We start from the raw sequence: 19,481 nt of genomic DNA on the forward strand, positions 1-19,481 counted from the left end.
TTATGGATAATAGAGGTTTTTATGCAAACTCGAATTGAACACGACACGATGGGTGAAGTCGAAGTCCCAAACGATGCAATGTGGGGAGCTCAAACGCAACGTAGTTTGCAAAACTTTAAAATTGGTCAAGAGCGTTTACCTCGTGCCATGATTCGTGCGATGGGTTTAGTGAAAAAATCTGCAGCCATCACCAATGCAAGCTTGGGCCAATTACCTCAAGATTTATCTGCTTATATTGTTGATGCGGCAGATGATGTAATTGAAGGGAAGTGGGACTCACAATTTCCACTGGTGGTCTGGCAGACAGGGTCTGGTACGCAAAGCAATATGAACTGCAACGAAGTGATTGCAAATATTGCCAATCAAAAATTGGGAAATGCATTAGGATCACAGTCACCTGTACATCCTAATGATCACGTCAACCGTGCTCAATCGACCAATGATTCGTTTCCAACCGCGATTCATGTGGCTGCAAGCCTTCAGATTAATGAATTGCTTATTCCTGCAGTAACACGCCTAAAAGCGACGTTGCAACAAAAGTCTGATGAATTTAATGACATTGTTAAAATCGGACGCACTCATTTACAAGACGCAACCCCACTCACACTCGGGCAAGAGTTTTCTGGTTATGTTTCTCAGCTTGAGCATGGTTTGCACCGTTTAAAACAAGCACTGGAAGGCTTATACGAATTACCTTTAGGTGGAACGGCTGTAGGCACTGGCTTAAATGCTCATCCTGATTATGCAGTTCAGGCTGCTGCCGAGTTGGCCAAGCAAACAGGTTTACCTTTTGTCACTGCACCAAATAAGTTTGAAGCACTCGCAGGACGTGATGCGGCTGTATTTGCATCGGGCGCGCTTAAAACACTGGCAGTGAGTTTAAACAAAATTGCCAATGATATTCGTTGGCTGGCGAGCGGTCCACGCTGTGGTTTTGGTGAAATTCGTATTCCAGAAAACGAACCAGGATCAAGTATCATGCCGGGTAAGGTTAATCCGACACAAAGTGAAGCCATGACTATGGTGGTTGCTCAGGTACTTGGTAATGACACCACGATCAATGTAGCAGGTGCATCTGGTAACTTTGAGCTGAACGTATTTATGCCAGTAATTGCATTTAACTTATTACAGTCTATTCAGCTTTTAGGCGATGCATGTAATAGCTTTAATGATCATTGTGCGGTGGGTATTGAGCCAAATCGAGATAAGATCGATCACTTCTTGCACAATTCATTGATGCTGGTCACTGCATTAAACCCTGTAATTGGATATGAGAATGCAGCGAAGGTCGCCAAAACTGCCTACAAAGAAAATAAAACCCTTAAACAAGTGGCAGTTGAACTTGAATTGGTGAGCGAACAACAGTTTGATGAAATTGTTCGTCCAGAAAAAATGGTTTCACCTAATGCAAAATAACTTGCAATTGCACTGAAATCACACATCAGCAGTTTTTATCTGACGAGCAAACACGTACAATGTGACATCCTGATAAAGACTGCTGATGAAATTTCCCATGCTTGACGTGTATTTAACAGATATTCAAAAAAATGTTCAATTTCGTGATTATCCGAGTGATCAACCTGTTAAATTTTTAATTAATCTAAAAAAAATATTTCCAAGTACCGCTGATTTATTACTTCCTGTATTACCCGAAGACAATAATCTTGAAAATGTTACATGGGAATCTACATCGAAAGATTTCACCACATTCAAGAAACTTGTAGAGGCATGGGGCATAATCGAATTACGCCTTAATGCATTAACAGCATATAAAGATAAAGAATTTACCAATCAGGTGCTTAAACAAGCACAAACCAAACGTAAGCAAATGAGTGCCAGTCATACAAAACTAAATATGGTCGAGCTGGACTACATTTTTATTCATGAAGTACACACTTTAATCGATGCAGAACTATCCGAGATTGGTGAAAAATTTTATTTACCAACATTACGCGAACTCTGGAAAGATGAAGTGAGCTCGAATGTTCTACTTGTAAAACTTTAATCGTTGAACAAAAAGTAAAAAATATATCGTATAAATTCAAATACCTTCTGCAGCGATCTGGCATAAATCATGCTATAAAAATAGTGGTTTTTCCATTTATTACCATTGCTGCAGCAAGGAATTTGAGCACATGACCAATCCAGTAATATCCTTACTTCAAAATCGTCGCACCATTTACGCTATTGGCAAAAATATTCAGCAAACGCCAGAACAATTAACTGAACTCATTCAAGAAGCAATACGCCAAAGCCCATCTTCGTTTAATTCTCAGTCTTCTCGAGCAGTTATCTTATTTGATGCAGAACATGAAAAATTTTGGGGATTCGTCAAAAAAAAACTCAAAGAATACGCCACAGATGATGCCGCAGCAGAAAAAACCAGCAAAAAAATGGATAGCTTTGCGGCAGGGGTGGGAACTATTTTATTTTTTGAAAATCAAAATGTCATTCAGGAGCTTCAAGAAAAATTTGCCTTGTATGCAGATAATTTTCCGGTTTGGTCCGAGCATTCGACTGCTATGGCGCAACTTGCAGTATGGACAGCACTTGCAGCTGAAAATGTGGGGGCATCTTTACAGCACTATAATCCTATCGTCGATGACAAAGTCCATGCTGAATGGGCTGTTCCATCGAGCTGGAAACTACGTGCACAATTGGTGTTTGGTTCAATTGAGGCACCAGCTGCCGAAAAGTCATATATTGACGATGAAACACGCTTTAAAATTTTCAAGTAACTGATCAAAATGATAAATCGAGATAGTTGAAATAATCTATACTCGATTTATCATTTAAAATAGCCTAAGCAAATAATGAAATAATTTCTTTTTTTAAAAACTCATATCTCAAATTATCAATCAATGCATCTGACCAATAAATACCAATCGTAAAAGTGGGCAATTCAAAAGGTATTGAATGAATCGTCAAATTGGTTGCGTAAGACAAATGGCTCAATACTGCACTTGGTAAAGTTAATATTGCATCGCGGTTATATTCTAAAATTTTGAGTGCTGTCGAATAATGCTGGCAACGTAAAAAAATTTCACGATGAATACCTTGCCGATGAAGATACACATCTTCAAGCAATGTACCTGTACGGCGTGAAGACACCCCAATATGCAGACCATATTGATAAATTTCAGCATTCATGACAGATTTTTGGCTGCAAATAACATAATGATCTTTCAGTAAAGCTTGAAAACCAATGCTGTCATGCGTTGGCGACTCTACATCGATAATAAAATCGAGCTGTTGATTTAATAGATCATTTTGAATGGTATTTCGATTGAGTTTGATACTACTAAACTCAATATTTTGATCGATCTGCTCAAAATGCTGAATGATTTTAGGCAAAACAAGTGGTTCAATCTCGTCATGGATAGCAATTCTTAATGTTTTAATGAGGCTCGGATCAAAACTCTTTTTTTGTTGACTAATATTTTGAAAAAGAATCAGTGCGTTTTTAATGACAGGATAGATATGTTCTGCAAATGGTGTAGGTTGCATGCTATTGCCGAGACGTATAAATACCTCATCTTCAAGTTGAACTCTTAAACGCTGTAAAGCATGACTGGCAGCCGATTGACTAATGGATAAACTTTGCGCGGCTCTCGAAATACTTTTTTGTTCAAAAATTGCAACAAACAGTGGATATAAGTTGATATCAATGCGATGAAATAAGCTTAGATCTAGGTAGTGTTGCGCAGTATCAAACTTATGAATTTCATTCATAGTGAAGTATTTAATAAAATCATTTCATGCATAATAAATTTACGTTTATGGTGAGTAAAGGATAAACACAACGAATTAGGAATAAAAATGTTTAAACTTTCAGAGCGTGCTCAAGATTTTGTGAATAGAACACGAGACTTCATTCATAACGAAATAGAACCGATTGAATTAAAGTTTTGGGATGATGTACATCAAATGAATCCCAACGGCGACTGGACGACTTGGGTTTGGCCAGAGCAGCTTGAAGTATTGAAAGCCAAAGCCAGAGCGGCGGGTTTATGGAATCTTTTCTTACCCGACAGTGAGCTTGGCGCAGGGCTATCTGTTCAGGAGTATGCACACATAGCAGAGTTAACAGGTAGAAGCCTTTTGGCACCGATTGTATTTAACTGTAGTGCACCAGACACCGGCAACATAGAGTTGCTATGGCGCTATGGTACTGAGCAGCAAAAAAATGATTGGCTCATGCCGCTTTTAAACGGCAAAATTCGTTCCGTTTTTTGTATGACTGAACCTGATGTTGCTTCAAGTGATGCAACCAATATGCAAGCAACCGCGGTTATTGAAGGTAATGAAATTGTACTCAATGGCCGAAAGTGGTGGTCATCGGGTTTGGGTGATCCAAATGCAAAACTCATCATTTTTATGGCACATACGCCTGATACCAGTAAAGATCGACATCATCAGCATTCGATGGTGCTGGTACCGCTTGATAGACCCGGTGTCAAAATCCAGCGAATGTTGTCTGTTTTTGGGGAATATGATGCACCGCATGGTCATGGAGAAGTTATTTTTGATCAGGTGCGGGTCCCTATAGAAAATTTTATCGGCGGTGCAGGTCAAGGTTTTGAAATTGCACAAGGGCGATTAGGCCCCGGGCGTATTCACCATTGTATGCGATGCATTGGAGCCGCAGAAAAGTCACTCGAGTTAATGATTGATCGGGGTATGTCACGTACGGCATTTGGTAAAGAGTTGCTCAAACTGGGCGGAAATCTCGAACGCGTCGCAGAGGCACGCGTTGCAATTGATCAAGCACGCTTACTTACCTTATATGCTGCATTCAAAATGGATACTTATGGAACTTTGGCTGCACTCACAGAAATTTCAGCCATCAAGCTAGTTGCACCCAATGTACTAGAAAAAGTGGTAGATATGGCAATCCAGCTCCATGGCGGAGCTGGGCTTTCACGCGATACCATGCTATCTGCCTTTTTTATTCATGCACGAAGTCTAAGATTGGCCGATGGGCCAGATGAGGTGCATAAAGGCATGATTGCTCGGTTAGAGCTTGCGAAACGTGGCTATGGCCGGTCTAAACCTTCACAATAAAGAATAAGGAAAATTTATGTCAGTCATTGATTTGGGTGGTTCGGTTCAAGAGGGAGAAGAGTTAGACATCCATGCGGTTGAATCATGGTTAAAACAGCAAGGAATCGTACTTGAAGGACAGGTGGAGCTGACACAATACACGGGCGGCGCATCCAACTGGACCTATCGGCTGAAATACCTTAATGTGGATCTGATCTTACGGCGCCCACCCAACGGTACTAAAGCGAAATCTGCTCATGATATGGCACGAGAATTTTTTGTACAAAAACACTTGGCAGCCTATTATCCAGTAGTGCCTGAGATGATTGCATTGTGCCAAGATCCACATGTGATCGGTTGTGACTTTTATGTGATGCGGCGTATCGAAGGAATTATACCTCGTGCAAAACTTCCGCCGGAACTTCAATTAAATGAAGAACAAATCAATCAACTCTGTCGAAATGTACTGGATCGGTTAATTGAACTCCACCAAGTACCTTATGAAGCGACTGAGTTAAAAGATCTGGGCAAAGGTGAAGGCTATTGCCAGCGCCAGGTCGAGGGATGGGATAAACGTTATGAAAAAGCAAGAACCATCAATGTGCCATCGTTTGGATATGTTCGACAGTGGCTAAAAGACAACACACCTAAAGAATCAAAAATTTGCATTATTCATAATGACTGGCGATTTGATAATGTGATCCTTGATCCTGAGTCACCAACAAATGTGATAGGCGTACTCGATTGGGAAATGGCGACGCTGGGTGATCCACTCATGGATTTGGGAAATGCGTTGGCTTACTGGGTAGAAGAAACAGACAACATGATTTTCAAATCGACCCGTCGTCAGCCCACACATTTAAAAGGAATGTTCACTCGCAAACAAGTGGTGGACTACTACATGCGTCAGACCGGTTTAGATACAACGAACTGGACGTTTTATGAGGTATTTGGTGTTTTTCGCCTGGCTGTGATTGCACAGCAAATTTATTACCGATATTTTCATAAACAGACAAAAAATCAGGCTTTTAAGGATTTCTGGATTGTGATTCATGCACTTCATATCCGTGCTTTAAAATTAATTGCTGCCGAAAAGTTCAAACAAAGCAAGATCAACACCAAATATCTTCACAAAGTTCAAGGAATCTTAAAGAAATGACCACAATTTATCTGGTTCGTCATGGTCAGGCTTCCTTTGGTAAAGCAAATTATGATGAATTATCTCCTACAGGGCAGTCTCAAGCAGAATTACTGGGCCAGTATTTCAAACAAATTTTAAGTGAAGCGCCTTATGTGGTGGCAGGTACAATGAAACGCCATATGCAAACGGCGCAAGGTGCGCTTAAGCAGTGTTTTCCCGAAGCGAATATTCATACCCATGCGGGCTGGAATGAGTTTAATCATCAACAGGTATTTGCAAATTACGACCCACGCTTTAAACAACCTGAATTACTTAAACAAGAGGTCGCCAAAGCATCTAATCCGAGAGACTATCTAGGGCAAATTTTTGAAAATGCAGTTTCCAGATGGACAGATGGCGCGTTTCATCACGAGTACGAAGAATCGTGGCCAGATTTCAAATCTCGAGTTGAAACAACTTTAGCGCAACTATGTAATGAGCTTTCAGTTTTAAAGCCCAGATATGCTGTCGTATTCACCTCTGGGGGTGTGGTATCAGTTGCTGCTGGAAAAATTCTCGAACTCAATCCCAACCGGACTTTTGCACTGAATTGGGCCATTACCAATGCCAGCATAACAACCTTAAGACTAGTAGGGAATGAGCCACAACTTTTAAGTCTCAATGAGCATCATTTTATAAAAGCAAAAAATCGAGACTTACTCACATGGATATAAAGGATACTTTTTAAATGGCAAAAACAATACTGATTACAGGTGCGAGTTCAGGCTTAGGCGCAGGCATGGCGCGAGAGTTTGCAAAAAAAGGGTATAACCTTGCGATTTGCGCACGGCGGCTTGAGCGACTCGATGTATTAAAAGCAGAGTTAGAGGCACAATACGACATTATCGTAAAAACCCGATCACTCGATGTAACTGACTACCAGCAGGTATTTGAAGTCTTTAAAGCTTTCCAGCATGACTTTGGTCGTTTGGAGCGAATTATTGTAAATGCAGGTGTAGGAGAAGGACGTCGTATAGGAAAAGGACATTTTGAAGTCAATCGTGCCACAGCGGAAACCAATTTCATTTCAGCTTTGGCACAATGCGAGGCTGCAGTTGAAATTTTTAGACAGCAAAATGCAGGACACTTGGTGGTGATTTCATCGGTCAGTGCCATTCGAGGGCTCCCGAAGCATCTTTCTGCTTATGCTGCCAGTAAGGCGGGTATTGCACACTTAGCAGAAGGTATTCGAGCTGAGTTAATTGATACGCCTATTAAGATTTCGACCATATTTCCGGGATATATTCGAACAGAGCTGAATGAAGGCGCAAAACATTTACCATTTGAGGTTGATGAAGCAACTGGCTCACGCCTTTTAGTAAAGGCCATCGAAAAAGAACCGGTTAAAGCCTACGTACCGGAGTGGCCATGGCGACCAATTGCATTGGCTATGAAAGTATTACCGCTTAGAGTGGTAAATAAACTCAGTGGATAAATGCAAATACAAAAAGATCGCGCTGCTCATTGAATGCAACGCGATCGGTAGTTGGTGAGTTTAATGAAATAATTTTCTGTATTGAATAAAGCCAGAATTGTCGGCGATTCGATCATAGAGCATTCGAGCTTGATAATTGGTTTCTTGCGTGAGCCAGTAAACGCGTGAGCATTTCTTTTCTTCTGCAATCTTATACACTTCTTCGATGAGTTTACGACCAATACCTGAAGTTCGTTGTGCAGGATCGACAAATAGATCTTGTAAGTAACAGTAATTGCCTTCTGACCATGTACTACGATGAAAAATATAATGTACAAATCCAATGATCTTTTGTGATTCATCTTCAATCACTAAACAGTACACCGGTTCTTGTTCTGTAAGAAAACGTGAAAAGGTGCTGCGTGTCACTTGATCATCAATCGATGATTGATAAAATTCTTGATAACCTTTCCAAAGAGTCAACCAAGCCTCAAAATCATTCGCTTCAACAAATCGAATTGTCATTTTAAAGTTACTCACTTTCTTGTATTAACGTATTGATGCGATTTAACTTTATCTTATTTTTCTTGAATTAAGATTAATTTATATAAAATTTTAACTGAATACATGAAGTGTGTTAAGAAAATCTAATTCGTTTAAGTTATTGTATAGAAATATTCACGTATTCATGCTGATATCACTAATTAATTAGTACTGAAAATTGCGAGTTGAACTTGAGAAAAATAAGGCGATGATCAGTTAAAATACCCAATAACTTACTTGTATCTTAAGCTTTATGAGCATAGACGAAATTTCACAGATTGAAACGCATCCGCTCGCGCCATTTTTACCCGTCAACGCAAAGTTATTGATGTTGGGTAGCTTCCCACCTCCAAAGGAACGTTGGAAAATGGACTTTTATTATCCTAATTATCAAAACGACATGTGGCGTATTTTTGGTCTAATCTTTTTTAATAATAAAGATTACTTTTTAAATCTTGAACATAAAAATTTTCATGAAGATAAAATCCGGCATTTTTTGACAGAAAAAGGAATTGCAATTTTTGATACGGCCTATCAAGTAAAACGATTGAAAGGCAATGCCTCGGATAAGTTTTTAGACATTGTGAAATCCACTGATCTTGAGCAGTTACTGCGTCAAATTCCAGTGTGCAGTACCATTGTGACCACTGGAGACAAGGCCACCGACACCTTGATGCAGTCTTTTGAGCCATCTACCACAAAACCTGTCATTGGTACGCCCAGTCAAACGATATTTTTACAGCGTAAATTCAATTTATATCGAATGCCATCATCTTCTAGAGCATACCCACTGGCATTAGAAAAAAAAGCACACGCTTATGCAGCACTATTTGAAGCTACAGGCTTGCTCTAGAGTTACATCATCCACTCAATTGGTAAATAAGCCACCCATTTCATAATCCAGCGCTGAAAGCGAGTGGTTTGCGGGTCATGACGATAAACGATAGTCTGACCATTGGCTTGGTGATCGAGCCAGATCAATTCACCTGAAGCATCTAATTTAAGCTCATAGGCAATCACGGGTAAATACTCATCTAAAACCTGTTGAATTTGGGCTTGCAGTGCTTCCGACTCAACCACTAGTCCGACCTCTGTATTGATATAGGCAGATCGAGGATCAAAATTAAATGATCCAATAAAGACTTTCCCATCTACATCAAAAAATTTGGCATGCAAGCTTGAGCTTTTTTTGCCTTTTGCCGGAATGACGCGGCCGGTCATTTTTTCGTACCATGTTGGGCGTGTACGCTCAATAATCGGCTTAAACTCATAAAGTTTAATGCCGTTTTGAAGCAACTCCCGACGATACTGACTATAAAATGCATGCACAATCGCCACGTCGTTGGCGGCAAACGAATTGGTCAGCACGCGTATATCGACCCGCTTCTGACTCAATTGAACCAAATAGTCTGCACCGGCTTGAGTAGGGACAAAGTAAGCCGATACCAGCTCCAGATGCTGTTTTGGATGGCCCATGAGTGCAAAAATCTGATTATAAATTAGCTCTTGACCTTTGGCCGTCCGTGAGATTTTCTTGGGTGAGTCGGCTACAAAATGTGCTTTAGCCCAATTTACAGTATAACCTTGTTTTAAGAGCTGATTTAGCTCTGCTTGCGCGTCATTGATTTTATCTTCAGTCGGCGTATCAATACGTTCATTTTCTTGGTAGGTTTGACGTAAATTGATTAAATCTTGAGGTGTAGACGTTTTTAATATATGTGTTGCATTGACGGAGCGCGAAGACGTCCAAAAATTTTCAAAAGTCTGCTTTGCTTGTGCTGCTGCCGTGCCGTAAAACAGAATATCTAAATCTGTAAACTGAAACTTGTAGCTGGCTTCAAAATATTCACTACTGATATTGCGTCCACCTGTTACAGCAATCAGATCATCAGCAACAATAAGTTTGTTGTGCATGCGGTGATTAATCTCATATGGCCGCAAGACAAAATCTAAAGCTCTAAAACGTCGAAATCGATAGGGATTAAAAAATTTAAACTCAATGTTTGGATGTTGTGCCAGCGCCTGAATTGTTGAATCAAGCTGTGTACCGTTTTGATCATCAATCAAAAGCCGAACTTTTACTCCACGATCTGCTGCCTTGAGTAATTCGTGAAGCATTAACTGACCCACAAAATCATTGTGCCAAATGTAATACTGCAAATCGATCGTATGTTTGGCCTTTCGAATCAGATAAATACGTGAGGCAATACTAATAAAGGCATCATCGAGTGCAACATAGGCCGTGAGGCCTTGCTGAATCTTTTGCTGGGCAGATGGATCGTTAAGCCACGTACTTTGTTCAATCAAATTTTTCTCGCTTTGTGAAGCTTGTAATCCCATCGAGATCAAGCTAAAACTTAAAATCAAAAAATATCTTAAAAAGTTTTGAGTTTGATGAATCCACCACATGATATTTTCCAGAATTAGAACATCAGTTTATATTTTTATTGTCAATTCAACGCTATTTTCATCTTAAGCATATCAAGTCAGACATCAAGGATCAAAAATTTCCGTTCTTCATAAATAAATTTCTTACAAGTTTTATATTTTACTTATTACTATACTTGGGTATAGTATATGAATCAGTGCAAAGTGATTGTTTATGCCAAAGCAAATTGAAGACAAGAAAAAAATTATTCTTCGTGTAAAAAAAATTCAGGGCCAAGTGCAGGCCATTGAGCGCGCGCTTGAAGGCGATACGGCTTGTGCCGATATTCTTCAGCAGATCTGTGCGACACGTGGTGCAATGAATGGCTTAATGAATGAAATGCTCGAGGTACATTTGAAAGATACGCTGGTTGCTGGCGATACCACCGAGCAAGAACGAAGTACCGAGCTTGTCGAAATTAGTAAGATCTTAAAATCCTATTTAAAATAATCAGGAGATACACATGAAATCACGTGCGGCCGTAGCGTTTGGACCGGGACAACCTTTACAGATTGTAGAAGTCGATGTAGCACCGCCTCAGGCAGGGGAAGTGCTAATTAAAGTGACACATACAGGCGTGTGTCATACCGACGCTTTTACACTTTCAGGTGATGATCCTGAAGGTGTATTTCCTGCCATTTTGGGGCATGAAGGTGCCGGTGTGGTAGTCGAGGTGGGAGAGGGTGTCACCAGTGTAAAACCGGGTGACCATGTAATTCCACTTTACACAGCAGAATGCGGTGAGTGCCTATTTTGTAAATCAAATAAAACCAATCTGTGTGTATCTGTTCGTGCAACACAAGGTAAAGGTGTTATGCCAGATGGCACCACGCGTTTTTCTTATAATGGAGAGCCAATCTATCATTATATGGGTTGCTCAACTTTTAGTGAATATACGGTGGTGGCTGAGGTTTCACTGGCGAAAATTAATCCTGAAGCCAATCATGAACAAGTGTGTTTACTTGGATGTGGCGTCACAACTGGAATTGGTGCCGTACACAATACAGCAAAAGTACAAGAAGGTGATTCTGTTGCCGTATTTGGTTTAGGCGGTATTGGTCTGGCTGTGGTTCAGGGTGCACGTCAGGCCAAAGCTGGACGAATCATTGTTGTCGATACCAACCCAGATAAATTTGAATTGGCTAAAGAATTTGGTGCAACAGACTTTTTAAACCCAAAAGAATACGACAAACCGATTCAGCAAGTGATTGTTGAAATGACAGGTTGGGGTGTAGATCACTCGTTTGAATGTATTGGCAACGTCAACGTAATGCGTTCTGCTCTAGAGTGTGCACATCGTGGCTGGGGACAGTCTGTGATTATTGGTGTTGCGGGATCTGGGCAGGAAATTTCAACTCGACCATTTCAGTTAGTGACCGGCCGTAAATGGATGGGAACTGCCTTTGGTGGTGTAAAAGGTCGTAGTCAACTGCCAAAAATGGTTGAAGATGCGATGAAGGGTGATATTCAACTTGAACCTTTTGTCACTCACACCATGTCACTCGATGAGATTAATCATGCATTCGATTTGATGCATGAAGGTAAATCTATTCGTAGTGTCATTCATTTTTAAGACTTCTGGTCTGTTAAATCCAACTCAAGGCTTAGGTACACAATGTACTTAAGCCTTTATAACTTCTGACATATGAATTTCTTGGTGAATACCACATTGACGAACGAAATCCACATCATGTGAGACTAAAATAACAGCACCTTTAAAATCGCGTATTGCACATGCAAGTAGCCCCCTTGATACAATATCGAGATAATTTTCGGGTTCATCCAATAGTAAAAGATCAATTGACTCAGCAGGATAGGCAAGAGCCGTCAGTGCCACTTTGAGTTGCTCTCCGCCACTTAATTGGCCAATAGGTCTGAGTGTGCTATCTCCCCGCAGACGCAACTGACCTAACTTGTTTCGCCAGAATACTTCGTCATATTCAGAATTCAGTAAACGTAAATTTTCTACGGCAGAATATCTTGAATCGAGGAAACTAAATCTTTGGTCAAGATACAAACAGCGAGCCCGTTTAAAAAAAAGGGAGTCATCAGAAGTATGAAGACGAGCAATCAAATGTAATAAGGTCGATTTTCCAGCACCGTTCTCACCACATAGATGCAATTTTTCATGTGCTAGGAATGCAAAATGAAAGGTTAGATTGCAGTGGTATGGATGTAACACACCATTAAGACGTACCAATTCTCCTGATTGGGGTTGGGTAGATGAAAATTCGAATTGCTGCGCTTTGATGACTTCAAGTCGAGAAGTTTTGTCTCGTAGCGCTTCTTTCTGAAATTCAAGCTGACGATGCTGCTGTCGAGTGATCTGTCCTAACTGTTGATCGGCCTTATTTTGTTTAAAATCTAAAATTACTTTTGCTTGGGAGCCGCTATTACGTTTTTTCTTTGCAGTGCTTTGCTTTTTTTGTTGCTTCATTAATGTTTCATGCTGCTTGATCGTTTGCTGCTTAAGCTCTCGTTTGTGTTGATCAATCGAAAGCTCAAGTGCAGCTTCTAGTGTATCTGTAATTTGCTTGTAATGGGCATAATTTCCACTATGTGCATGCAGGCCAAAATTATCCAATGCCAATATATGTTGCATTTGATTGAGTAGTTGTCGATCATGACTCGCTACAAGTGCTCCCATAGGATGCGCCAGTAAGCTGGAAATTAACCAATCGCGACCAGATGCATCGAGATGATTACTCGGTTCATCCAATAGCAAATAGTGATCTTTTAAATTAAAAAGTCGACATAAGGCCAGTTTAGTTTTTTGTCCTTCACTCAAAGCTGTGACCGGAAAGTCAAATGCTGTGGTTAAACCCGCTTTACTCAATTGCTCTTGCCAGTATTGAGGCAAATTCCAGTTACCTTCAGCCAGATCATAATCTTCAAATGTTGCTTGCCCGCACTCGATACGTTTTAAGGCTTTGAGGGTATCTTCAATCTGTAATACTTGCGCGATCGTTTGATTAGTGAGTTGATGTTGTTGAGGTAAAAAAGCATAAGTACAGTTCCAAGCGACTTGTCCGGTAATATTTTTTTGAGTTAAAAGACATTGTAAAAGTTGACTTTTTCCCTGCCCATTACGTCCAATTAAGCCTGTTAGCTGGTGTTTATTCAATTGGAAATCAAGTTGATCAAAGAGAACTGTAGAACCAAGTTCAAAGTGAAGTTGATGAATAATACATGCCTGTTGGGTCATAAGACCTCCAAAAAAACAGGATGTACAAAAGTAGAGCCAAGTGAACCATGAATAGATATAGCGTTCTATTTTGTACATCAAATAAAAATGACGTTAAACAAAAAAGAACTTAATTCATCGGCAGAGACTCGAGATAAAGAAGGGTGTGGCTAGATATTAATCAATTAAGAACATGCTCGTCAATTAATTATTTTTTACTAAAACACTTGTCAAATGTTTTGAGTCCGCGTATGTTAGAGGCAAGATACGTTTTACCTGATTGAAACAGACATGTTAAAACAACCTGTACATCACACTGCTTATTTTTATTTTTGGCAATATAGATAGTTGCCTGTTTGCATTCGGGCAACAAAAAGGTTGCCCTTCAAGTTAATACCTGATCGGCAACCCCGATCAGGTTTTTTTATGGCTGTTTTATTTAACTTTTTTGGAGAATTCATCATGTTTAATTTCAACTCGACTTATTTTAGCAACGTTTATTGGTTTTACTTTAGCCAGCAATCTCAATCCAATAGTCCCACATCGCTCAAATAAAAGATCGGACTGAACGACTCAGTCCAAAGGAAGTTACAATGAACGCGCTAAATAATCTGATTGAAAAAACCACTTCAAAAGAAATCGAACTTCGTTTACCACAACAAATAAAAGCACAATATCCGCTATCATCGCCACTTGTTAAGCAAATTGCCGAGCACCGTCAAACCATTGAAAATATTTTATCGGGTCAAGATCCAAGACTATTGGTGATTACTGGGCCTTGTTCGATTCATGATCCAGTTTCTGCATTGGACTACGCATCACGATTAATTGAATTACAACAACAAGTGAAAGACCAGATTTTTCTGGTGATGCGTGCGTACATCGAAAAACCGCGGACCACAGTAGGTTGGAAGGGTTTTATGTACGATCCGGATCTCGATGGATCGGCTAATATGCAGCGTGGTATTGAGCAGTCACGTGCTTTATATCTTGATATCATTGAAAAAGGTCTACCAATTGCCAGTGAAATTTTAAATCCAATGGCTACAGCATATTTTGACGATTTGTTGGCTTGGGGAGCAATTGGCGCACGTACCAGCGAATCACAGATTCATCGAGAAATTTCGAGCCATATGCCATTTGCAATTGGTTTTAAAAATGGCACCGATGGTTCAATTCAAATTGCATTAGATGCGATTCAATCGGCAAAAAATGAACATCAATTTTTTGGGATGAGCCAATCAGGTTTACCTGCGGTGTTGATGAGCAATGGAAATCGTTTACCCCACCTGATTTTACGTGGTGCAAACAAAGGACCAAACTTTGATCTTGACGCAATTGATCAAATGAAATTAAAGCACAATGGAACATTGCCTGCGTTGGTGATTGACTGTAGCCATGGCAATAGTTCAAAAAATCCATTGAATCAGCCACAGGTATTGGAACAAATTATTTTAGAGCGTTTAGAAAGCAATGTACGTGGCGTGATGCTTGAGAGTCATTTAGTGGATGGTCAGCAGAAAATCTCTTGTGACATGACGTATGGGCAATCAGTAACGGATGGCTGCTTGGGGTGGGACAAAACCGAACGCCTACTTTTGCGCGCAGCGCAGCAATTGAATGCACAGCAGTTACTCGAATCGGCATAAGCAATAAAATGCAAGGCAGGCACTACTTTAGAAGAAGTGCCTGTTTTTTATGTTATAAACCTGCTTCGTAATCTGTATTCGATAAAAGATTATCTACATCTGACAGGTTGTCTGGTTTGATTTTATAAATCCAGCCTTTAGCATAGGGCTCATCATTAATAAAATCAGGATCATCTTCAAGTGCGGTGTTGACTTCAACCACAACACCAGACACCGGCGCATGAATGTCAGAAGCCGTTTTAACCGACTCAACTACACCTGCCTGTTCACCAGCAGTAACACGGCTACCCACTTCAGGAACTTCAACATATACAAGATCACCTAGTGCATCTTGAGCGTGATCGCTAATTCCTGTCACAACCAAATCGCCTTCGATTCTGGCCCATTCATGAGTACGTGCATACTTTAATTCAGAAGGATGGTTCATAACAGCTCCTCACAATCCTAAAGTTCAATATTTTTGATAGCGGTTATACAGGTTTTTTAAGCAAATGAAAAGCTTATAGATAGGGGTCTTTGCGCCAGTTACTTGGACTTCGTCCACTCCAGCGTTTAAACGCCCGGCTAAAATTGGCAACATCTGAATATCCAAGTTCATCTGCGATTTGCTCAAGACTGTAATCGGTTCGAGACAGTAGCGAGGTCGCGTGTCGATAACGTACTTCATCAACCAGTGTCGAAAATGACGTACCTTCGGCTGCAAGTTGTCTTTTAAGGGTACGATCAGACATGTGCAACAGTTCGGCCACACTCTCAATACTCAAATAATGTTGTTCAGAGTTGGTCAAAATATCACGTACACGCATCGCTAAACGACGACGTTCACCCAGAGCAGACAATTCAGTTTCGCATTGATTAATCGCGATTTGACTCGCAATCGGATCTGCATTGACCATTTTTAAACCAAGATATTGTTTATCAAAGCTTGAAATCAGATGTGGTTGATCAAATCGCATGTTGATGGCCATTTTATTTAAATATTTTTCAAATCCAAAGGGCTGTTCAAAATCCAGATCAACTTCACCGGTTAAATCATCACGCCCAGTGAGCGCTCTGGCCATGGTCATGATACCTATGGTCAAACTTAAAATAATTTCTGTGCGTAAAGGCTCTAAATCAAAATCACATTGCAACTGAAGAGTGGCTTTTGGACCAAAGGTAGAAAAGTAAAGCTGTAAAAAGGGCATACGAAGCTGGATAAATCGCGTTGCCAAAGCCAGTGCATCGGTAATGTCATTTGCAGTCATGATGGCATAACCGATAAACCCATGAATAGAGATACGCATCTGATGGCCAAGGTGGTATCCCAGTGTACTTTCACCGGTAAGACGTAATGCATGTTTCACCAGTTCATTGGCGATATGAATGGGAATACGATACTCCGGATCTGCAAGCTGCTCACTGGTGAGATGAAAAGGAGCAAACAATGTCTGATCGTTGTATCCCCATCGAGACACAACGTCTAAAAGTAATAGGCCATAAACACCAGGTATTCCTTGATCCTGACGCGCTGAATTTATTTTCATTCCTAATCCGTTATGCGTATAGACTACAGTCATCCGTTTGTTATAGTTACATGAAACTTATTTTAAAAAATAAAAATTGTCAGACAAAATTTTAACTAATGACTGAATTATCTCGTTTAAAGACAAGAATTTTGGTGGTTGAAATGAGTAATACATCGCCATGTTGATTAAGTGCTTGTGTGATGTAGCTCACAATACCACGATCTGGTTTGGATTTTGAAGGGGTAATACTGGCGATTTCAACTTCGACATGCACCAGATCACCCACACGCGTAGGACGTGGCCAGCGCAAACTGGTTTCAGAGCCAATGAGACCACCTGCAACCTGAAAGCACTCAGTCCATAAACGCATCACCACCGCAGAGGTGTGCCAACCACTGGCTGCCAACCCCTGAAAGACTGGATGCTTCTGTGCAGCTTTTTCATCGAGATGAAAGGGCTGAGGATCGTAAAGCTGGGCAAATTGTGTGATTTCTTCAAGGGTCATTTCATAATCACGACTAATAAAACGATCACCCACTTTAAGATCTTCCAGATACAACATTATTCTTTTTCCTCTGTTTCTAATTCATCGACCAAGAAGCCACCTGTTTGTCGTTTCCACAAATGTGCGTATAAACCATTTTGGGCGATCAGTTCGTCGTGGGTTCCTTGCTCTACAATATGTCCTTGATCTAAAACAATCAAACGATCCATTTGGGCAATTGTAGATAATCGATGTGCAATTGCAATCACTGTTTTATCTTCCATGAGCGCATCTAAACTCGATTGAATGGCTGCCTCAACTTCCGAGTCTAGAGCACTCGTGGCTTCATCTAGAATTAAAATCGGTGCATCCTTTAAAAATACACGGGCAATTGCAATTCGCTGACGCTGTCCACCAGAGAGTTTAACACCACGTTCACCGACATAAGCCTCATAGCCCTGACGGCCGCGTAAGTCACTTAATTGTGGAATAAATTCATCCGCTTGCGCTTTAGAAACAGCATGGAACATTTCTTCATCTGAAGCATCTGGCTTGCCGTATTTAATATTTTCAGCAACAGTACGATGCAGTAACGAAGTATCTTGCGTGACTAGGGCTATGTTGGCGCGTAGGCTGTCTTGAGTAACGTCGTTGATATCTTGGCCATCAATTAAGATTCGGCCTTGATTCAGCTCATAAAAATGCAGTAATAATTGAATCAAAGTCGATTTACCCGCACCAGAGCGGCCCACCACACCAATTTTTTCACCCGGACGAATGGTTAAATCAAATTGGCTGATCACGTTTTTATCTGAATAGGCAAAACTGACATTTTCAAAACGAATTTCACCTGATTTTACCTGTAATGGTTTGGCATCTTCTTTGTCTTGAATACTTACCGGTCGACCCAAAGTACGCATACCATCTTGAATGGTGCCTACATTTTCAAATAGCATAGACATTTGCCACATCATAAACTCAGACATGCTGTTGAGTTTTAAAATCATGGCTGTGGTGGCAGCAATCACACCCAGTGCAGCTTGACCATTGAGCCATAGCCAGACAGCTGTTCCAATCACACCAATAAACAAGACTGCACTTAAAAACGTGGTACTGATTTCAAACTGTGTACCCAAACGCATCTGACGAAATACAGTCTCCATAAACTCGACCATGGACTGTTTTGCGTATTTGCTTTCACGGCCCGCATGAGCAAATAGTTTAACCGTTTGAATATTGGTATAGGCATCGGTTACACGGCCAGTCATCACTGCGCGTGCATCCGCCTGTTGTTGAGATACTTTAGATAAACGCGGAATAAAGTACCATGCACTCAAAATAAAAAGCCCTAACCATAGCGCTAAAGGAATCAGTAAAATTGGTGAAATAGACCCAAGTACTACACTGATGGTAATAAAGTAAATGGTGACATAAACCAGCATATCACCCAAAATCATCCAGAATTCACGAATAGCCAATGCAGTTTGCATCACTTTGGCAGACAAACGACCAGCAAAGTCGTTATGGAAAAAATCGATACTTTGCTGAAGTAACAGATTATGAAACTGCCAGCGCAAACGCATAGGAAAGCTGCTGTATAGAATTTGGTGTTTAACAATCGACTGTAAACACACAAAAAAGATATTGGCGAATAAAACACTGGCCAAAATAGTCAGGTTCTCAGTGTGCCGGTCTAAAAAATTACCTGGCGTACTGGTACTGAGCCAATCGACCAGATGACCAATTTTTGAAAATAAAATTGCTTCAAATGTTGCGGCACCGGCGGTACACAAAATCAAAATAAATAGGAAAGGACGTACGCCTTGTGTCGATTTCCAGATAAATGCAAAAAAACTGCTAGGCAATGGTTCGTTTAAACCACGAGTAGGATAGGGGTCTACGAGTTTTTCAAACCATTGCAGCATATATGTTCCTAAATATTAGCGTTACATGAGACTATTATAAGAAATATCGATTATTTTAGATATAAGCAGCTAAAATTGTTATACATACTTTAAAATTACAATATTTAATGATTTTAAGCTGAC

The 19,481-nt window shown here is 40.4% G+C and carries 19 protein-coding genes; 11 read left to right on the forward strand and 8 right to left on the reverse strand.

Going from position 1 to position 19,481, the window contains the following annotated elements:
• Positions 1–21: 21 nt before the first annotated feature.
• The 3 genes from fumC (at position 22) to QLG00_RS11145 (ending at position 2,738) form a co-directional block, all read left to right on the forward strand.
• Positions 22–1,416, forward strand: coding sequence for a class II fumarate hydratase (gene fumC / locus QLG00_RS11135; RefSeq protein ID WP_004937423.1), 1,395 nt, complete (start codon positions 22–24; stop codon positions 1,414–1,416).
• 97 nt (positions 1,417–1,513) lie between these two features.
• Positions 1,514–2,005: a hypothetical protein gene (locus tag QLG00_RS11140; protein ID WP_151746261.1), complete on the forward strand. Its 492-nt coding sequence runs from the start codon at positions 1,514–1,516 to the stop codon at positions 2,003–2,005.
• A gap of 130 nt (positions 2,006–2,135) precedes the next feature.
• Positions 2,136–2,738, forward strand: coding sequence for a nitroreductase family protein (locus QLG00_RS11145; protein WP_282470993.1), 603 nt, complete (start codon positions 2,136–2,138; stop codon positions 2,736–2,738).
• Positions 2,739–2,802: 64 nt separating this feature from the next.
• Here the strand turns inward: QLG00_RS11145 and QLG00_RS11150 are convergent, their stop codons facing one another.
• Positions 2,803–3,732: a LysR family transcriptional regulator gene (locus QLG00_RS11150; RefSeq protein WP_282470994.1), complete on the reverse strand. Its 930-nt coding sequence runs from the start codon at positions 3,730–3,732 to the stop codon at positions 2,803–2,805.
• A gap of 87 nt (positions 3,733–3,819) precedes the next feature.
• On the opposite strand from QLG00_RS11150, the gene QLG00_RS11155 reads away from it, so the two are divergent.
• Genes QLG00_RS11155 through QLG00_RS11170 form a run of 4 tightly spaced genes read left to right on the forward strand, consistent with a single transcriptional unit; the run spans position 3,820 to position 7,658 of the window.
• Positions 3,820–5,064, forward strand: a complete 1,245-nt coding sequence (locus QLG00_RS11155) for an acyl-CoA dehydrogenase family protein (RefSeq protein WP_282470995.1) — start codon at positions 3,820–3,822, stop codon at positions 5,062–5,064.
• A 16-nt stretch (positions 5,065–5,080) separates the two neighbouring features.
• Positions 5,081–6,202 carry a phosphotransferase family protein gene (locus QLG00_RS11160; protein WP_282470996.1) on the forward strand — a complete coding sequence of 374 codons (1,122 nt, stop codon included), beginning with the start codon at positions 5,081–5,083 and terminating at the stop codon, positions 6,200–6,202.
• A complete protein-coding gene (locus QLG00_RS11165; protein WP_104124271.1) occupies positions 6,199–6,897 on the forward strand; it encodes a histidine phosphatase family protein in 699 nt (232 codons plus the stop codon). Before QLG00_RS11160 ends, QLG00_RS11165 begins: the two co-directional genes overlap by 4 nt.
• Positions 6,898–6,911: 14 nt before the next feature.
• On the forward strand, positions 6,912–7,658 hold the full coding sequence (locus tag QLG00_RS11170) for an SDR family oxidoreductase (protein ID WP_282470997.1): 747 nt from the start codon (positions 6,912–6,914) through the stop codon (positions 7,656–7,658).
• 60 nt (positions 7,659–7,718) lie between these two features.
• On the opposite strand, the gene QLG00_RS11175 is transcribed toward QLG00_RS11170, so the two are convergent.
• Entirely contained in the window at positions 7,719–8,162 is a 444-nt protein-coding gene (locus QLG00_RS11175) for a GNAT family N-acetyltransferase (RefSeq protein WP_282470998.1), read from the reverse strand.
• A 271-nt stretch (positions 8,163–8,433) separates the two neighbouring features.
• Between QLG00_RS11175 and QLG00_RS11180 the strand changes: the two genes are divergently transcribed.
• Positions 8,434–9,033: a uracil-DNA glycosylase family protein gene (locus QLG00_RS11180; protein WP_076032513.1), complete on the forward strand. Its 600-nt coding sequence runs from the start codon at positions 8,434–8,436 to the stop codon at positions 9,031–9,033.
• Between the two features lie 2 nt (positions 9,034–9,035).
• Here the strand turns inward: QLG00_RS11180 and QLG00_RS11185 are convergent, their stop codons facing one another.
• Positions 9,036–10,520 carry a phospholipase D family protein gene (locus QLG00_RS11185; RefSeq protein ID WP_282471028.1) on the reverse strand — a complete coding sequence of 495 codons (1,485 nt, stop codon included), beginning with the start codon at positions 10,518–10,520 and terminating at the stop codon, positions 9,036–9,038.
• 262 nt (positions 10,521–10,782) lie between these two features.
• Here QLG00_RS11185 and QLG00_RS11190 point away from each other — a divergent pair, with 262 nt between their 5' ends.
• Together QLG00_RS11190 and QLG00_RS11195 are read left to right on the forward strand one after the other, a co-directional pair.
• Positions 10,783–11,058 carry a metal/formaldehyde-sensitive transcriptional repressor gene (locus QLG00_RS11190; protein WP_088458443.1) on the forward strand — a complete coding sequence of 92 codons (276 nt, stop codon included), beginning with the start codon at positions 10,783–10,785 and terminating at the stop codon, positions 11,056–11,058.
• A gap of 13 nt (positions 11,059–11,071) precedes the next feature.
• Positions 11,072–12,181 (forward strand): S-(hydroxymethyl)glutathione dehydrogenase/class III alcohol dehydrogenase, encoded by a 1,110-nt coding sequence (locus QLG00_RS11195; protein ID WP_025095096.1) that lies wholly within the window; start codon positions 11,072–11,074, stop codon positions 12,179–12,181.
• Positions 12,182–12,229: 48 nt separating this feature from the next.
• On the opposite strand, the gene QLG00_RS11200 is transcribed toward QLG00_RS11195, so the two are convergent.
• Positions 12,230–13,813, reverse strand: coding sequence for an ATP-binding cassette domain-containing protein (locus QLG00_RS11200; RefSeq protein WP_282471029.1), 1,584 nt, complete (start codon positions 13,811–13,813; stop codon positions 12,230–12,232).
• A 572-nt stretch (positions 13,814–14,385) separates the two neighbouring features.
• On the opposite strand from QLG00_RS11200, the gene QLG00_RS11205 reads away from it, so the two are divergent.
• Positions 14,386–15,441 carry a 3-deoxy-7-phosphoheptulonate synthase gene (locus tag QLG00_RS11205; protein WP_004937463.1) on the forward strand — a complete coding sequence of 352 codons (1,056 nt, stop codon included), beginning with the start codon at positions 14,386–14,388 and terminating at the stop codon, positions 15,439–15,441.
• 52 nt (positions 15,442–15,493) lie between these two features.
• Here QLG00_RS11205 and gcvH read toward each other — a convergent pair whose 3' ends face one another.
• The 4 genes from gcvH to QLG00_RS11225 form a co-directional block, all read right to left on the reverse strand.
• Positions 15,494–15,868, reverse strand: a complete 375-nt coding sequence (gcvH, locus tag QLG00_RS11210; protein WP_004937465.1) for a glycine cleavage system protein GcvH — start codon at positions 15,866–15,868, stop codon at positions 15,494–15,496.
• 73 nt (positions 15,869–15,941) lie between these two features.
• Positions 15,942–16,967: an AraC family transcriptional regulator gene (locus tag QLG00_RS11215; protein WP_282470999.1), complete on the reverse strand. Its 1,026-nt coding sequence runs from the start codon at positions 16,965–16,967 to the stop codon at positions 15,942–15,944.
• 91 nt (positions 16,968–17,058) lie between these two features.
• On the reverse strand, positions 17,059–17,511 hold the full coding sequence (locus QLG00_RS11220; RefSeq protein ID WP_004937471.1) for a MaoC family dehydratase: 453 nt from the start codon (positions 17,509–17,511) through the stop codon (positions 17,059–17,061).
• The gene (locus QLG00_RS11225; protein ID WP_004937474.1) at positions 17,511–19,358 is read right to left on the reverse strand and encodes an ABC transporter ATP-binding protein; all 1,848 of its coding nucleotides are present in this window, start codon (positions 19,356–19,358) and stop codon (positions 17,511–17,513) included. The genes QLG00_RS11220 and QLG00_RS11225 overlap by 1 nt, the downstream gene beginning before the upstream one ends.
• Positions 19,359–19,481: the final 123 nt, after the last annotated feature.

The organism is Acinetobacter sp. V89_7 (genome assembly GCF_029967895.1).
GTDB classification, from domain to species: Bacteria; Pseudomonadota; Gammaproteobacteria; order Pseudomonadales; family Moraxellaceae; genus Acinetobacter; species Acinetobacter soli.

Coding starts and splice junctions, on each gene's coding strand:
- gcvH (WP_004937465.1), bottom strand. CDS start 15,868: ATGAACCATCCTTCTGAATTAAAGTATGCACGTACTCATGAATGGGCC.
- QLG00_RS11140 (WP_151746261.1), top strand. CDS start 1,514: ATGCTTGACGTGTATTTAACAGATATTCAAAAAAATGTTCAATTTCGT.
- QLG00_RS11185 (WP_282471028.1), bottom strand. CDS start 10,520: ATGGGATTACAAGCTTCACAAAGCGAGAAAAATTTGATTGAACAAAGT.
- fumC (WP_004937423.1), top strand. CDS start 22: ATGCAAACTCGAATTGAACACGACACGATGGGTGAAGTCGAAGTCCCA.
- QLG00_RS11215 (WP_282470999.1), bottom strand. CDS start 16,967: ATGAAAATAAATTCAGCGCGTCAGGATCAAGGAATACCTGGTGTTTAT.
- QLG00_RS11160 (WP_282470996.1), top strand. CDS start 5,081: ATGTCAGTCATTGATTTGGGTGGTTCGGTTCAAGAGGGAGAAGAGTTA.
- QLG00_RS11190 (WP_088458443.1), top strand. CDS start 10,783: ATGCCAAAGCAAATTGAAGACAAGAAAAAAATTATTCTTCGTGTAAAA.
- QLG00_RS11175 (WP_282470998.1), bottom strand. CDS start 8,162: ATGACAATTCGATTTGTTGAAGCGAATGATTTTGAGGCTTGGTTGACT.
- QLG00_RS11225 (WP_004937474.1), bottom strand. CDS start 19,358: ATGCTGCAATGGTTTGAAAAACTCGTAGACCCCTATCCTACTCGTGGT.
- QLG00_RS11205 (WP_004937463.1), top strand. CDS start 14,386: ATGAACGCGCTAAATAATCTGATTGAAAAAACCACTTCAAAAGAAATC.
- QLG00_RS11170 (WP_282470997.1), top strand. CDS start 6,912: ATGGCAAAAACAATACTGATTACAGGTGCGAGTTCAGGCTTAGGCGCA.
- QLG00_RS11180 (WP_076032513.1), top strand. CDS start 8,434: ATGAGCATAGACGAAATTTCACAGATTGAAACGCATCCGCTCGCGCCA.
- QLG00_RS11165 (WP_104124271.1), top strand. CDS start 6,199: ATGACCACAATTTATCTGGTTCGTCATGGTCAGGCTTCCTTTGGTAAA.
- QLG00_RS11150 (WP_282470994.1), bottom strand. CDS start 3,732: ATGAATGAAATTCATAAGTTTGATACTGCGCAACACTACCTAGATCTA.
- QLG00_RS11200 (WP_282471029.1), bottom strand. CDS start 13,813: ATGACCCAACAGGCATGTATTATTCATCAACTTCACTTTGAACTTGGT.
- QLG00_RS11195 (WP_025095096.1), top strand. CDS start 11,072: ATGAAATCACGTGCGGCCGTAGCGTTTGGACCGGGACAACCTTTACAG.
- QLG00_RS11155 (WP_282470995.1), top strand. CDS start 3,820: ATGTTTAAACTTTCAGAGCGTGCTCAAGATTTTGTGAATAGAACACGA.
- QLG00_RS11220 (WP_004937471.1), bottom strand. CDS start 17,511: ATGTTGTATCTGGAAGATCTTAAAGTGGGTGATCGTTTTATTAGTCGT.
- QLG00_RS11145 (WP_282470993.1), top strand. CDS start 2,136: ATGACCAATCCAGTAATATCCTTACTTCAAAATCGTCGCACCATTTAC.